This window comes from Vibrio natriegens NBRC 15636 = ATCC 14048 = DSM 759 (assembly GCF_035621455.1).
GTDB classification, from domain to species: Bacteria; Pseudomonadota; Gammaproteobacteria; order Enterobacterales; family Vibrionaceae; genus Vibrio; species Vibrio natriegens.
The window spans coordinates 702376-718109 of record NZ_CP141822.1 but is presented as its reverse complement, the minus strand read 5'-3'; the positions used below and the strand labels follow the sequence as shown (position 1 = coordinate 718109).

15 protein-coding genes are annotated in these 15734 nt (G+C 44.6%); 3 read left to right on the top strand and 12 right to left on the bottom strand.

Annotated features, from left to right (window positions below; genetic code table 11):
- Positions 1 to 91: 91 nt before the first annotated feature.
- The 10 genes from ribBA to VER99_RS03190 form a co-directional block, all read right to left on the bottom strand.
- The gene (ribBA, locus tag VER99_RS03235) at positions 92 to 1201 is read right to left on the bottom strand and encodes a bifunctional 3,4-dihydroxy-2-butanone-4-phosphate synthase/GTP cyclohydrolase II (protein WP_014231011.1); all 1110 of its coding nucleotides are present in this window, start codon (positions 1199 to 1201) and stop codon (positions 92 to 94) included.
- Between the two features lie 135 nt (positions 1202 to 1336).
- Positions 1337 to 1990, bottom strand: a complete 654-nt coding sequence (locus VER99_RS03230) for a riboflavin synthase (RefSeq protein WP_020333699.1) — start codon at positions 1988 to 1990, stop codon at positions 1337 to 1339.
- 17 nt (positions 1991 to 2007) lie between these two features.
- The gene (gene ribD / locus VER99_RS03225) at positions 2008 to 3126 is read right to left on the bottom strand and encodes a bifunctional diaminohydroxyphosphoribosylaminopyrimidine deaminase/5-amino-6-(5-phosphoribosylamino)uracil reductase RibD (protein ID WP_020333698.1); all 1119 of its coding nucleotides are present in this window, start codon (positions 3124 to 3126) and stop codon (positions 2008 to 2010) included.
- A gap of 6 nt (positions 3127 to 3132) precedes the next feature.
- Positions 3133 to 3582 carry a transcriptional regulator NrdR gene (gene nrdR, locus VER99_RS03220; protein ID WP_014231008.1) on the bottom strand — a complete coding sequence of 150 codons (450 nt, stop codon included), beginning with the start codon at positions 3580 to 3582 and terminating at the stop codon, positions 3133 to 3135.
- Positions 3583 to 3698: 116 nt separating this feature from the next.
- Entirely contained in the window at positions 3699 to 4949 is a 1251-nt protein-coding gene (locus VER99_RS03215) for a glutamate-5-semialdehyde dehydrogenase (RefSeq protein ID WP_020333697.1), read from the bottom strand.
- Positions 4950 to 4966: 17 nt separating this feature from the next.
- On the bottom strand, positions 4967 to 6106 hold the full coding sequence (proB, locus tag VER99_RS03210; protein ID WP_014231006.1) for a glutamate 5-kinase: 1140 nt from the start codon (positions 6104 to 6106) through the stop codon (positions 4967 to 4969).
- Between the two features lie 119 nt (positions 6107 to 6225).
- A complete protein-coding gene (gene crl, locus VER99_RS03205; protein ID WP_014231005.1) occupies positions 6226 to 6615 on the bottom strand; it encodes a sigma factor-binding protein Crl in 390 nt (129 codons plus the stop codon).
- Between the two features lie 111 nt (positions 6616 to 6726).
- On the bottom strand, positions 6727 to 7974 hold the full coding sequence (frsA, locus tag VER99_RS03200; RefSeq protein ID WP_014231004.1) for an esterase FrsA: 1248 nt from the start codon (positions 7972 to 7974) through the stop codon (positions 6727 to 6729).
- A gap of 91 nt (positions 7975 to 8065) precedes the next feature.
- The gene (gpt, locus tag VER99_RS03195) at positions 8066 to 8530 is read right to left on the bottom strand and encodes a xanthine phosphoribosyltransferase (protein WP_014231003.1); all 465 of its coding nucleotides are present in this window, start codon (positions 8528 to 8530) and stop codon (positions 8066 to 8068) included.
- Between the two features lie 265 nt (positions 8531 to 8795).
- Positions 8796 to 10085, bottom strand: coding sequence for an NCS2 family permease (locus tag VER99_RS03190; RefSeq protein WP_014231002.1), 1290 nt, complete (start codon positions 10083 to 10085; stop codon positions 8796 to 8798).
- Between the two features lie 1009 nt (positions 10086 to 11094).
- Between VER99_RS03190 and VER99_RS03185 the strand changes: the two genes are divergently transcribed.
- Positions 11095 to 12567, top strand: coding sequence for an aminoacyl-histidine dipeptidase (locus tag VER99_RS03185; RefSeq protein ID WP_020333696.1), 1473 nt, complete (start codon positions 11095 to 11097; stop codon positions 12565 to 12567).
- Positions 12568 to 12647: 80 nt separating this feature from the next.
- Here the strand turns inward: VER99_RS03185 and VER99_RS03180 are convergent, their stop codons facing one another.
- A complete protein-coding gene (locus VER99_RS03180; RefSeq protein WP_014231000.1) occupies positions 12648 to 13187 on the bottom strand; it encodes a DUF3332 domain-containing protein in 540 nt (179 codons plus the stop codon).
- 327 nt (positions 13188 to 13514) lie between these two features.
- On the opposite strand from VER99_RS03180, the gene VER99_RS03175 reads away from it, so the two are divergent.
- Complete coding sequence (locus VER99_RS03175; protein WP_014230999.1) at positions 13515 to 14582, top strand: succinylglutamate desuccinylase/aspartoacylase family protein; 1068 nt, start codon at positions 13515 to 13517, stop codon at positions 14580 to 14582.
- Between the two features lie 218 nt (positions 14583 to 14800).
- The gene (locus VER99_RS03170) at positions 14801 to 15241 is read left to right on the top strand and encodes a hypothetical protein (RefSeq protein ID WP_024372691.1); all 441 of its coding nucleotides are present in this window, start codon (positions 14801 to 14803) and stop codon (positions 15239 to 15241) included.
- Positions 15242 to 15323: 82 nt separating this feature from the next.
- Here the strand turns inward: VER99_RS03170 and VER99_RS03165 are convergent, their stop codons facing one another.
- A complete protein-coding gene (locus VER99_RS03165) occupies positions 15324 to 15632 on the bottom strand; it encodes a DUF3622 domain-containing protein (RefSeq protein WP_014230997.1) in 309 nt (102 codons plus the stop codon).
- Positions 15633 to 15734: the final 102 nt, after the last annotated feature.

Here is a 15734-nt window from a genome sequence, read left to right as displayed (position 1 = left end):
AGCAATATCTAATGGAAATTGGCGGGAGCAACGAGTTACTGGCCTAGGACAGCATAAGACTATTCAAGACCAGTTACTTATCGTTCAGTCGTTACTCACAGACGTATTCAACGACATTTAGGCCAAAACCGCCTAACGCGTGGTATTTTTTATTGCTTGACGATAACAGACGCATGTCATTCACGCCAAGGTCAGCAAGAATTTGAGAACCTACCCCTACACGACGAGAAGTGCCTTGTTTCTTCGCAAGCGTCGGAGCTTCACCTTTATCTTGCGCTTCAAACATCTTCACGCGATGGATAAGAAGCTCACTGGAGTCTTCATGACCAAGCACAACTAAAACACCGCCTTCTTCGCCGATGCGCTTCATCGCTTTATCCAGTGTCCAGCTGCGTTCAGCATTGCGGTCACTGCGAAGTAAGTCGGTAAACACATCTTGAAGATGTACGCGAACTAATGGTGTGTTTGCTTTCAAATCGCCTTTACACATCGCGTAATGGACTTGGTTATCAATCGTGTCTTTGTAAGTCACCAGATTAAACTCACCAAATTCGGTCGGCAGCTTACATTCAGCAACACGCTCAATGGTTGTCTCGGTATTGTTGCGGTATTCGATTAAATCAGCGATCGTACCCAGCTTGATGCCGTGTTTTTCACAGAAGATCTCAAGATCTGGTCGGCGAGCCATCGTGCCGTCATCATTTAGAATCTCAACAATAACCGACGCAGGTTCCAAACCAGCAAGACGAGCTAAATCACAGCCTGCCTCAGTGTGGCCAGCGCGCGTTAACACACCACCATCTTGAGCCGCTAGTGGGAAGATATGGCCTGGTTGAACTAAATCCGCTGCTTTTGCATTTGGCGCTACAGCCGCTTGAACAGTGCGTGCTCGATCCGCAGCCGAGATACCCGTTGTTACCCCTTCTGCTGCTTCAATAGAAACCGTAAAGTTTGTCGTGTATTGCGCGTTATTGTCTTGCACCATTGGCGGCAAACCAAGACTTGAGCAACGCTCCTTAGTCATTGTAAGACAAATCAAGCCACGTCCATGGGTAGCCATAAAATTGATCGCTTCCGGCGTGATATGCTCGGCAGCCATGATCAAATCACCCTCATTCTCGCGGTCTTCGTCATCCATCAAGACGACCATTTTACCTGCGCGAATGTCATCAATAATTTCTTGTGGTGTACTGATTGGCATATTCTGTTTCCCGTTATTCTAAATTTATTTTCGGCAACAATTTGTTGGGGCTTGAGTACAAGCAAACTTACGGCAATAGTTTGAGCTTTACAAACGGTAAGTCAATTGCCCCACGGATGTTCTGTGAATACTGTCTTAGGCGAATCCGTTCTGCTGCAAGAAATCCATAGTAATACGCGACTCTTGCTTCTCTTCTTGCTGCCCCTGAAGTAATCGCTCCATATAACGAGCTAATACATCCACTTCTAAGTTAACTTTGCGACCGACCTGAAATTGATCAATCGTGGTTTCTTCGCTCGTGTGAGGAACAATCGTTAACTTGAATGCATTTTTACGTAAGTCATTTACCGTAAGACTAATACCGTCTACGGTGATCGAGCCTTTTCCTGCAACATATTTGCTGATTTCGGCAGGCATCGCCACCCAAAACTCGATTGCTCGACCCACTTGATTACGTTCTACAATTTCGCCAACACCGTCAACATGACCAGACACGATATGTCCACCAAAGCGCGTGGTGGGCAGCATGGCTTTTTCTAGATTAACCTTGTCACCGACTTGATATTGTGCAAAACCCGTCATTTTCAGTGTCTCTAACGACAGATCCGCACTGTAATAATTGCTGCCAAAATCAATAACCGTCAAGCAAACGCCATTAGTCGCGATGCTGTCGCCTAACTTAACGTCAGACATATCTAAATTGCCCGTTTCGACGGTTACGGTGATGTCTTCGCCTTTCGGCGTAATCGCAGTAAGTTTACCTACTGCTTCTACAATGCCTGTAAACATAATTGCTTCTTTTCTATCTATTTTCGTATAAGCGTTGCGGTAATTCGAATATCTAACCCAACCATACGAGCATCGGTAATGTTCAGATCGATAACGTGATCCATTGACGTTAAACCAAGTGCCCCAATCAGCCCGCGACCATCACTGCCCATCAACTTTGGAGCAAGATAAACGATCAATTCATCTACAAGATTAGCCTGTATGAGTGCACTCGCGAGCGTCGCTCCCGCTTCAACCCATAAATGATTGACTTGATGCTGAGTGGCAACGGCTTTCAACATCGTCGCGAGGTCAATCTGGCCATCTTCATTCAATTGAGGGGCGATATCACCGTCTTGACTGACAATGATGCGCTCACCATCGGTATTAAACAACTTGAGATCATCTGTCAGCTGGCATTGGCGATCTAAAATGATGCGTACTGGCTGACGTACAGCTTCAGGTTGATACTGCTCTCGTATCGTTTGAGGCAAATCGTCCCAGCGAACATTCAATGAGGCATTATCGTCGATCACCGTTTTGCTGGTCGATAATATCCCACCACTCATGGCACGATAACGCTGAACATCCTGACGAGCCCGTGGGGAGGTAATCCACTGGCTCTGTCCATTACTGAGTGCGGTTTGACCATCGAGACTGGCCGCCATCTTTAATTGGATGAAAGGCATACCCGTCTGCATAAATTTGATGAATCCTCGATTCAACTCGAGAGCATCGCTTTCCAGTAATCCTACCTGAACCTCGATTCCTGCATCGCGAAGCATTTGAATGCCTCGCCCTGCGACTTTGGGGTTCGGGTCTTGCATCGCGCAAACAACTCTCGCCACCTTCGCTTTAATCAGCCCTTCGGCACAAGGAGGCGTTCGCCCATGGTGAGAACAAGGCTCGAGAGTAACGTAGGCAGTCGCGCCTTCGGCTTTACCTTCAGCCATTCGCAAGGCATGGACTTCGGCATGTGGCTCTCCAGCTCGGAGATGATAACCTTCTCCGACTATCTGTCCATCACGAACGATGACGCAACCAACATTTGGATTAGGAGCCGTGGTATAGATGCCGCGCTTAGCGAGCCTGATGGCGCGCGACATCATTGAGAAATCTTGAGGGGAGAAGGTAATTTGAGGCGTGTTTTGATCCATGTTTAATCAGTCTTCCAGACGGGCAATCTCTTCGCCAAATTCGCGGATATCTTCGAAACTGCGATAAACAGACGCAAAACGGATGTAAGCCACTTTGTCCAGTTCTTTCAGCTGATCCATCACCAAGTTGCCAATCATCTCACTTGGTACTTCACGCTCACCCGTAGCGCGTAGCTGGGATTTAATCATACTGATCGCCAGCTCAATTGCATCAGCGCTGACCGGACGTTTTTCTAATGCACGCTGAATGCCACCGACCATTTTATCTTCGTCAAACGGTTCGCGGTTGCCATTGGATTTAATCACCTTAGGCATCACCAGCTCAGCGGTTTCAAACGTCGTAAAGCGTTCACTACAAGTCAGACACTGGCGACGACGACGAACCTGATGGCCATCTGCAACCAAGCGAGAATCAATAACTTTTGTTTCGTTTTCCGAACAAAAAGGACAATGCATATCACCTCCAATCAATGCGCTCTTAAAAGCCAAACTAGTGTAGCGGAATTGGTATGCGAGAGAAAACAAAAAGGGGCGTTATCGCCCCTTTTTCAATCAATATCGAGTGGAATATGTTAACTACGTACTAAGTAGTTGGCTTTACCTACCCATTTGTAGCTGGTCAGCTCTTCTAAGCCCATTGGACCACGCGCATGAAGCTTCTGAGTAGAAACGGCAACTTCAGCGCCGAGACCAAATTGTGCACCATCGGTAAAGCGTGTTGCCGCGTTAACGTATACTGCCGCAGAACCCACAGAGTTGATGAACAGCTCTGCATTTTCTAAGCTGTTAGTCATGATCGCATCTGAGTGGCTGGCGTTATGTACTCGCATGTGGTCAATGGCATCTTTTACATCATCAACGACTTTCACACCAAGCGTGTAGCTCAACCATTCTGTATCAAAATCACCTTCGCCCGCATCGCGAATTTGCTGCGCGTTTGCCATCAGCGCTTTGGCTTTTGGTTCAGCAACAAAAGTAACCTTCTCGTTCATGCGCTCAACCAGCAAGGCCAAGAATTCAGCCGCCACTTTTTTGTGCACTAATAAGGTATCAAGTGAGTTACATGCCGATGGACGCTGTACCTTTGAGTTTTCAACCACGTTAAGTGACTTCTCAAGATCCGCCGATTCATCAACAAAAATATGGCTGATGCCAAAACCACCAATAATAACGGGAATGGTACTGTTTTCTTTACACATTTTGTGTAGGCCAGCACCACCACGTGGAATGATCATATCCACGTAGTCGTCCAATTTTAGCAATTGAGAAACAAGCTCTCGGTCTGGCTTTTCAATGTATTGAACGGAAGCCGCAGGCAGGTTCGCTTTAGCTAATGCAGACTGGATAACTTTGACCAGCTCCATGTTAGAGAAGAAGGTCTCTTTACCACCACGTAAAATGCTGGCGTTTCCGGTTTTCAGACACAAGGCTGCGATATCAATCGTTACGTTCGGACGTGCTTCGTAAATCACACCAACAACACCAAGGGGAACGCGGCGACGAGCCAAAGACATGCCATTTTCTAGCACTTTACTGTCGATTTCGCTACCAACAGGATCGTTAAGGCTGATCACGTTACGTACGTCATTCGCGATACCCGTTAAGCGCTCTTCATTCAGCAGCAGACGGTCCAGTAATGCATCCGTCAGACCTGCTTCACGGCCAAGTGCGATGTCTTTTGCATTCGCAGCCAGAATAGCCGCTGAGTTTGCTTCCAGCTCATCGGCAATGATAGCCAGAGCTTGGTTTTTCTGTGATGTTGACGCTGTCGCCAATTCAAAAGCTGCATCTTTAGCAGCTTTACCCATGTTCGTTAAATCCACTGTGCTTCCCTTAATTTCTATTCCTGAATGACGACAAGATCATCGCGGTGAATGACTTCTGAGCCGTAATCGTGCCCCAAGACAGTGATGATATCTTTGCTGTGCTTACCAGAGATTTTAGTTAAATCCTCGCTTGAGTAAGCACTAATACCACGAGCCACTAACTTACCATGAGTATTGGTAACACGTACCACCTCACCACGGGCAAAATCGCCACTGACCTTAGTCACCCCTTTGGCTAACAAGCTGCTGCCTGTGCCAATCACTGCGTTTACTGCACCATCATCGATAATAATATCGCCTGATGCAGCAGGACCAGCCAAGATCCAACGCTTACGGTTTTCCAGAGCTTCAGAACAAGGTAAGAAACGTGTGCCATGTGGCTGTGGGCTCAATGAATCAAAAATCACGTTAACGGCACTACCCGCAGCAATGATAACTTCAATCCCTGCGCGACGAGCGATATCTGCCGCTTGAAGCTTAGTCGCCATACCACCAGTACCCAGCGTCGTGCCACTGCCACCTGCAATTTTGCGTAGCGTGTCATCAATCGTCTTAACTTCTTTGATCAGCTCGGCATTTGGGTCTTTACGTGGGTCGGCAGTAAACAGTCCTTTTTGGTCTGTAAGGAGCAGTAATTTATCTGCACCACATAAAATTCCCACTAGAGCCGACAAGTTGTCGTTATCTCCGACTTTAATTTCGCTTGTCGCTACGGCGTCATTTTCATTAACGATCGGAACGATATCGTTTGCGACTAAAGCGTTAATCGTATCGCGCGCGTTTAGAAAGCGCTCACGATCTTCCAGATCTGCACGAGTCAGTAGCATTTGGCCGATCTTGATATCGTAAATACTAAACAGAGACTCCCACGTTTGAATCAAACGAGTTTGCCCGACTGCAGCAAGTAATTGTTTACTCGCCATTTCGTTGGGCAATGCGGGGTATCCAAGATGCTCACGGCCTGCTGCAATTGCACCAGACGAAACCATTACCACTGAATGGCCTTGTTTCTTAAGTTCAGCACACTGGCGCGCCAGCTCAACCATATGAGCACGGTCTAGCGCGAGTGTCCCGCCTGTAAGCACACTTGTACCCAGTTTCACAACGACGGTTTTTGGATGTGAAACGACTGCATTTTGTTGATTCGTTGTCATGATGTCTTCTGAAGTGAAAAACAAATTAAAGGAGAGTTTTAACAATCAAATTGGGATTTAACAAGAGAAAAGGTGCGAAAACGCACCTTTTTGTTTTTCAGCGAAGAAAAAGGGCTGAATCAAGCAAAGTCAAACGACTCTGTATGGTATTCAACCTCTAATTTGAAATGCTCTTCGAGGGTATCGACCAGTTTCTGATGGAAGGTACTTTGTGTTAAGTAAACTTCCTCTACCGATTTTTTAGGCAATGCTTCCGAGTCCCATTGCCCTTCTTTATTGTATTTGCCAATGTGGTATTTGGCAGTAAAGCCCCCTTCGATGGCCTCTAAGTCCATCCACCAGCCCCAAAACTCTCGTTTTTCTGGTGATTTCTTATCGTCGACGCACACCGACAAACAATCAAAATAGTAACGACCTTCTTCTGATTGCGGTTCTCGTAGATAAGGCCCTATCGCCTTTAACTTAGACATCAAGCGAAAGTGAGTTGGCCCCTGAGTCGTCTCTGGCATATGAATCTCCGTTTCCATAATAAAAAGTGAATACTCAAGAATGATTATTATTTGATTATCATGAGCTTAATTTTTGCTCAGGTATTCACTTTAACTCAATGGGAAGGTTTGTCATCTTAATAATTCATCTTCCAACCACTTTATGGCCAAATCGAGGGATTGCTCATAACCTTTTGAAATAGACTTGGCGCTGATTTTTTTCGCCTGCCCATACTGACTAAACAATGCAACTAACTGGTTATCACTATGTGGTGAGACCGGATCGCCTTCCAAGCCCAATGCCAGAATTGGCACCTTCGTTCTACGGTTGGTTAGAAAGCCTTGAACTTTCAACGACCAGGCCTTCATTTGCCCTGCCATGCTGTTGATGTCTACCGCACTCTTGCCTAATCGTGATGCCAATAAATCCAGGTACATTTTCGGCATCTGCTGTAATTTTTGAGACGAGGTAAAAAGATCGTGTACAGGCGCGCCCATCGCAACGCAGGCTTTGATCTTTTCCTGCTCAAGAAATGAGAGACGAACCATTGCATTGCCGCCAAAGCGAAATCCAACTAAACCCACTTTATGGTGATCAACGTAAGGAATCGAATAGAGCTCATTCAAGACTGCCTGATGGATACAGCTTGTGTCTTCAGTTAGAGGCCAGTGTGAACTGTGTCCAATCGAAGGCATATCAACCGTTAGCATCGCAATATCTTTCGGCGCAAAATGATGACGGAACAGTTGCCACATGTCAGTTTGCAGACTATCCAACCCCGCACTAACCATCACCACAGGCAATTGTTTATCCGTTCTAGGCAGATGTAAATTCGCAATAATTTTGCGATTCTGGTACGGCACTTCAATTTGTTTGATCGTGTATTGGGTTTTCTCTGCCCCTTCCGAATACGCTTTGTTGGCCAGTACTTGAGCCTGCAACGCTAAATTATCGTTCTTTAAATGCGGGTAGCCAGCGATACTGAAACACAAAGAGGCAGTAAAAAGCTCATCAGCAGCTGCTTCTCCTTGCAAATTTTCAGAGCGCTTTTGATGCTCCATGCCCAACTTGATCCACTCGAACGTCCAGTTTCCACTGTGGTAACCCATAACGGTATCTAACCATTCATCTTTAGTACGAGAGTGCTTTGATGACGCTATTTTAGATAATACCGATTCTATATCGATAGGAGGTACACCTTGCCATGCCCATTGCAGACGGAGTAAATGACGATACCAGGCACTATCTCCCTGCTCTTCTCTTTCATCGAGGATTTTCTGGCTAGTTGGCATGTACTGAGTCAATGCCGAGGTTTCTTTGGCTTGCTTGTGTTTGACAAACAAAGTTTCGGATAGGTTTTTACTGATATCTTCCGGCATACGAAGCGCTCTAGACTATTTGCAATATTTACAATGATAATAAAAAAAATGCCCCTAAACAGGGGCATTTCTCAATATTCTTTGACTGCAATTATTTTTGCTTGCGGTTTACCGGCTCAACGTACTGGATAGACATATCCCACGGCTGCTCGATCCAAGTATCTTGCTCAATATCAACAACGTAGTCATCAAGAAGCTCTTTACCTGATGGCTTAGCGCATACAGCAATCATTTTTGCTTTAGGGTACATTTCACGCAATTGACGTGCTGTATCACCGCTATCTACTAGGTCTTCAACGATTAGGTAACCTTCACCGTCACCTTCTGGTGCTTTAAGCACAGACATATCACGCTGATGGTCATGGTCGTAGCTTGAAATACAGATAGTATCAACGTAACGAATGCCCAGTTCGCGAGCCAGAATTGCACCAGGAACCAGACCGCCACGGCTTACTGCCCAGATACCTTTCCACTGCTCAGCTGGCATTTGCTTTTCAGCCAGTTCACGACAGTAAGTCTGCATCGCATCCCAAGTGATAATGAATTTTTTACTCATTGTAATAACCTAATAATTTAAAAATATGTATCCCCAATATTCAGTGAAAAAGGCGGATAAACGACATATTCACTAAGCTCTCAAACTAAATTTGAGGCGGGGTTTAAAGCAGCGCAAACGATTATTCTACCGAAAGCTAATATTAATACCAATGGTGATATCAAATTTCTCCACATAGAGCGCAGAAACATCGATTTCGGTGAACAAATTCAAAATAAAAAGCCAGTAAGAACAGATGTCCTCACTGGCTTGGAACCAAATAGAATTAACCTACAAGGTATTTCACGATAAAGATGGCTGACATCACCCAAACACTGAGCGATACATCACGGCCTTTACCACTAAATAGCTTGATAGCAGAGTAAGCGATAAAACCTAGAGTGATACCTTCAGCAATTGAGAAAGTCAGTGGCATAACCAGACAAGTAACAACCACTGGTGACGCTTCAGTCAGGTCGCGCCAATCGATACTTACTAAGCCAGACAGCATTAGGATCGCTACGTAAAATAGAGCGCCTGATGTTGCGTATGCTGGAATCATACCTGCAAGAGGTGAAAAGAATAGAGCCAGTAGGAATAGTACGCCAACAACCACAGCCGTCAGACCAGTACGACCACCAGCAGCTACACCCGCAACACTCTCAATGTACGAAGTGGTGTTTGATGTACCCAGTAGAGCACCTACCGAAGTTGCAGTTGAATCAGCAAGCAAAGCTTTATTCAGGCGAGGAATGTTACCGTTTTCGTCGGTTAGACCTGCTTTTTGAGAAACGCCAACCAGCGTACCTGCAGTGTCGAACAAGTCAACGAATAGGAAAGCAAATACAACGGAGATCATGCCAACTTCAAACAAGCCAGAGAAGTCTAGTTGTAAAAACGTAGGAGCAATACTTGGTGGTGTCGACATCACACCGCCCCACTGAACGTCACCGAAAAGTAGGCCTAATGCAGTCACACCAAGAATGGCAATCATTACCGCACCTTTCACACCACGGTGAACAAGCGAAATCGTCAGGAAGAAGCCGATTGCAGCAAGTACTGATGGTAACGACGTAATATTACCCATCGAAACCAGTGTCGCTGGGTTATCAACTACGATACCTGCATTTTTGAGTGCGATAAACGCAAGGAACAGGCCGATACCCGCTGAAATGCCTGTACGTAGAGAGTGAGGAATTGAGTTGATGATCCATTCGCGGATCTTGAACACACTTAATAGAATGAACAAAACACCAGAGACAAATACGGCAGCCAGTGCCACTTGCCATGTGTAACCCATTCCCAATACTACAGAGTAGGTAAAGAACGCGTTAAGCCCCATACCCGGAGCCTGTGCGATTGGGTAGTTTGCTACCAGACCCATAATGAAACAGCCAATGGCCGCAGCAAGACAGGTTGCGACAAAAATAGCGCCACGATCCATGCCTGTGTCAGATAGGATAGCTGGGTTTACAAAGATGATGTAAGCCATGGTCAGGAAGGTAGTAACACCTGCGATGATCTCAGTGCGCACATTTGTGCCATTTTCACTGAGCTTAAAGAGCCTTTCGAGCATGATCGAATCCTGTTAAAGGTAAAAAGTAAACGGTTGCGTAATCGATTGTGTGAATTATAAAGTTATCAAATAGCAAATTCTAGATAGAATCTTCACTCTAAATGGATTTTTTTGCAGGATATGAAACCCATTCGCTAGGATTCTTCACACGAAAAAAAATTAAGACTTAATAAACAATGACTAGCGAGTTAGGATACAAAACGTACAAAGAATACAAACTGAACAATGTTCTAAACTTTCAAAAGGAAAGCTCGATTTCTAGTTAGCTTTTAGAGCGTATTGCGTGAAGATATCGCATTAGACAGGACAAGCGATAAGGGAATTGGCACTTAGTGATGAATTTTTAGACAAGCCACGAAAAAGAACATAAAAAAACGCCACTCAAAATGAGTGGCGGCGAATCATGTCAGAACTATTACTGAAAAAAAATTCCAAATTATAGGGGTGAACAAACTGTTCAAGTCACATGCGTTGACAACTTACTTAGTAGCCAAAGCTTGTTGGGTATACAAAGTTACCGGTATATACAGATTTGCTATTCCAGAACATTGTACTTGGTAAACCTTTCATAACTATCACCTTCTTAATCAATTAATGCAGTCGTTGATTCTCAGTTCCTTGGAGGCGATTAACGGACTCATCCTTTGAGCATTTTATTCTTCTCTCTGAAGATGGTTATAAATATACCACCAAGAAATTTTATTACAAGATCTTTAGTGACTCAAATCACAAAAATTAGTCCAACACACAGATAAATTGCGATTAATGTAACTAAATTACACTTTTATAAATAAACGTGTGAGGAAATATGACAAAAATCTCATTGTGTCGTGATTCTCATTCATAAACTGTGACAATACTGAAAGAAATCGTGCGGTCACCGACTACTAGTCGCGTTCTTCAGGTGGTATCCTTGGGCTATTCAAGCCAGATGGCACTAGCAGTTTATGCTAACCATATGTAATTTTCACAATGCATATCTGGAAATATAGATAAAAAGGAGCTTTCCGTGTCTGAATTCCATTCTGAAATCAGTACCTTGTCACCCACTCCACTTTGGCGCTTTTTCGATAAGATTTGTTCTATCCCTCATCCATCGAAGCATGAGGAAGCACTGGCACAATACATTATCGGTTGGGCAACAGAGCAAGGATTTGACGTACGCCGTGATCCTACTGGTAACGTCTTCATCAAAAAGCCAGCCACTCCAGGTATGGAAAACAAAAAAGGTGTGGTTCTTCAAGCACACATCGACATGGTGCCGCAAAAGAACGAAGACACTGACCACGACTTTACTAAAGATCCAATTCAACCATACATCGATGGTGAATGGGTAACCGCAAAAGGCACAACTCTCGGTGCTGACAACGGCATCGGTATGGCATCTTGTCTTGCGGTTCTTGCTTCTACCGACATTAAGCATGGCCCGATTGAAGTACTGCTGACCATTGATGAAGAAGCAGGCATGACAGGCGCATTCGGGCTTGAATCTGGCTGGTTAGAAGGTGAAATTCTGCTAAACACCGACTCTGAGCAAGAAGGTGAAGTCTACATGGGTTGTGCTGGCGGTATCGACGGTGCAATGACATTCGATATTACTCGTGATGCGATCCCAGCAGGCTTTGTCACTCGCCAACTCACACTAAAAGGCTTAAAAGGCGGCCACTCTGGTTGTGATATTCACACGGGTCGCGGCAATGCCAACAAATTACTGGGTCGCTTCCTGGCAGGTCACGCTCGTGAATTAGACCTTCGCTTGGTTGAATTCCGCGGTGGTAGCTTGCGTAATGCGATTCCTCGTGAAGCATTCGTTACTGTTGCACTTCCAGCAGAAAACCAAGACAAGCTTGCAGAGTTATTCAACTACTACACTGAGCTACTGAAAGCAGAGCTAGGTAAAGTAGAAACCGGTATTGTTACTTTCAACGAAGAGATTGCAACCGACGCTCAAGCGTTTGCTTCTGCAGACCAACAGCGCTTTATCGCGGCGCTTAATGCATGTCCAAACGGCGTTATTCGTATGAGTGACGAAATTGAAGGTGTCGTAGAAACCTCTTTGAACGTGGGTGTCATCACCACCGAAGAGAACAAAGTAACCGTACTTTGCCTAATCCGTTCTTTGATTGATTCTGGCCGTAGCCAAGTGGTTGGTATGCTGCATTCTGTTGCGGAACTGGCTGGCGCTCAAATCGAGTTCTCAGGTGCCTACCCTGGCTGGAAACCAGATGCGGATTCAGAGATCATGGCAATCTTCCGCGACATGTACGAAGGTATCTACGGTCACAAACCAAACATCATGGTGATCCACGCAGGTCTGGAGTGTGGCCTATTTAAAGAGCCTTACCCTAATATGGACATGGTATCTTTTGGTCCTACGATCAAATTCCCTCACTCTCCTGACGAAAAAGTGAAGATCGATACCGTTCAGCTATTTTGGGATCAAATGGTCGCTCTACTGGAAGCGATTCCTGAAAAAGCATAATCACTTATTGCGTGAAAATAAGATAAAGTCAAAAAAAGGGTGCAATCGCACCCTTTTTTATTGCAGATAATGCTAGCTGATTACACACGCGTTTGTGCGTAGGCTGCCAACTCATCCATTGAAGTCTTAGCTACCACTTCACCATCAATGTAGTAAGTAACAAAGTCGCCTTCACGTACGCCAGTCAACAATGCTTTGTCACCATTACTGTAAGTAATGTCCATTTGAATGGTGTTTTCGTCGATTTGTTCCATTTGGCCTTGCTCAATCACGCGATTATTCGCCAGAGGGCTAATTGGAGCAGTAGTCAGAGACTTATCTAATTGGTGGTTTACATCAATGTAAGTGTCCACCTTAGAATCAAAAATATGCGGCTTACCGTTTAACGGGTTTTTACCTGTCCAAAATTCCAATGAGTTAAATACGATATAATCAGCTGCGATCGCTACACCATAAACGGGTGCCATAAGCATGTTCAGACCACCACGAGCATAACGGTTATCAACAGCTTTTAAGTTAAAGCCCATAACATAACCAGTCACTGCATTACTGCCCACACAACCTGAAAGCGCAACTGCCACAGCAGTCATTACGCCAATTTTAGCTATTGCCTTTTTCATCAAAACCTCAGAGTAAAGTTTATTCGGTCAAAATCCGGCGCGGATATTAGCTAAATAAAAATGAGGAAAAAAGCCATATTTTGTCACTAAAAGTTTTATTATTACTTTTAAGACTCAATTAGTTAGAGGCTAAATAGTTACCTGCCAATATATAGAAATAACAAGATAAAACCGTTATAACTGGCGTCATATTTACAACATAAATCTCACACAAGAGTGATTACTCGCGTTAATTAAAATAATTTGTCGTATCCTTAATCAAAATGATTAGTTTGATTATGACGCGATTGTTACATTGTTGAAAAACTATTGGAAAGAGATGGTTTTATGGTTAGAAGTAAAAGAAGCAAAACCTTTGAGCTCCTCGGATATCAAGTACAACCAGGTCAGCGATTAGAGATCGAATTCGAAGCTGCACAGCTTTATACGCACTCTCCTTTGTCGATTCCCGTAGAAATCATCCACGGAAAACAAGACGGCCCAGTACTGATGGTTAACGCTGCCATTCATGGCGATGAGCTCAACGGCGTTGAAATAGTACGTCAGATGATTAACCAATTAGATCCACAGAAGCTGAAAGGCACAGTCATCGCTGTTCCAATAGTGAACGTATTCGGATTTATCCATAAGTCTCGTTACTTACCAGACCGACGCGATCTCAACCGTTGCTTTCCGGGTAGTGAGAAAGGCGCACTAGCATCGCGAATGGCATATGGCTTCTTTAATAACATCGCAAAACGTTGCAACTATATTATTGATTTACACACTGGTGCTATCCATCGTACCAACCTGCCACAAGTACGGGCGAATCTTAGTAACCCGGAAACATTACGAATAGCGAAAGCCTTTTCCACCCCAGTCATCATCGACTCAGCATTGCGCGACGGATCTTTGCGCAGTGAAGCGGAAAAATGTGATATTCCGGTGCTCACCTACGAAGCCGGCGAAGCGTTACGCTTTGATCCTCTCTCAATCAGTGCAGGTGTGTTGGGTATTCGCCGTGTTATGCAGGCAATAGGTATGCTGCGTGCAAGCCGTAAAAAATTCCCAGAGCCAGTGATCGCGAAATCCACCAGTTGGGTTCGTTCACCAGGAAATGGCATTTTGCGTACTGTGGTGAATTTGGGAGATAAAGTTGAACAAGGTGAAACTCTCGCCTATATCAGTTCTCCCCTTGGGCATATTGAGCTGGAACTCACCGCGCCTAAAAGCGGTCTGGTCATTGGCCAACACACGCTACCTTTAGTAAATGAAGGTGATGCTATTTTCCATCTGTCTTACTTCAAACATGGTGACGATGAAGTTGGTCAAGCCGTGGAAAACTATATTGAAGAGCTGAACGAGTATGATGTTGAACAAGTCACGACTGGTCAAATCCCACTCGACGTTCAGTAAAGTACAAAGTTAGAAAATCGAAGCCTAGTTGTGTTAACGCTGGGCTTTTCCCTCCCAAAAGTAAAACTATGCTTCCTCATCAGATTGCCAAGCTATTAAAACAAAAGTTAGCCTCTGACTAGCTCTCAACTCCCAACAGAGATACCTCGTGCAAAGAAACACAATTGCACAGTGTTTTATTTATTTGTATGATACCTGTATTTGCTTGCATTCATACTATGTACAAAACCTTTTCTATTACTCTGATGAGTTTCGTATTCTCTACGTACAGTTTTGCCCAGTCATCAGACCTTATCGCCCAATACTTACAAGAACAAAACCAGCAGTCATCTTATGACGATCACTACGCCCATCCCGTTGCAGCGCAGTTAGATACAGAGGCTAAATCCACAGGGGTAATCTGGCGCGAAGATGGCAAACCAGATCACTGTCAATACGTTAAAAACCGATCTACAGCTATAGATAATTTTGACTACGGTGAAGCGACCGATCTGTCCGATGGCTTACATCATTTCGATTTACCGCCAGTACATTCACCCAATATAAAAGTATCGCATCGCGTTTATGCCAATTCGCCAAATTTATTGCCAGGCAACCAGCAGTTCTCGACACCATCAGAAGGTTCAATCAGCCTTTCAATCTCATCGGACTGTTTTTGACTAACATAACACCTATAAAAAAGCCCTGAACAATACGTCAGGGCTTTTTAACATCACAAGTTAACTTGTCTAAATCGAAGTCTTATTCTTCGTCAGCTTCTGCTTCAGCATCACGCGCTTTACGAGCTTCTTCTTTACGAACTTTAGCTGCAAGTTGCTCAGCTTCACGCTCTTGACGTTGAGCTGCTTTACGTTCGTTGCGAACTACTTGGTTTTGAACAAAACCAGCCAGCTCTTGTTCAGCCCAAGCTTGAGCTTTCTCTTCACTTTCAAAACCAGTTTCACGCTTTGATACTACAGTTTTACGAGAAGTTACTTGGCGAGTGATCTCTGCGCTCCAGCCGTTACGTTTTTCAGTTACGCGGATAGCAAATTTTTGATTTTTTGACATTTAATTCATTTCCTAAGGGATTAATCAGGGATTCGGTCAACTTGATAACTCCATCTAAGCTGAGCTGTTTAACACCATCCCTTGGTAAGCGCGGTATTAGAG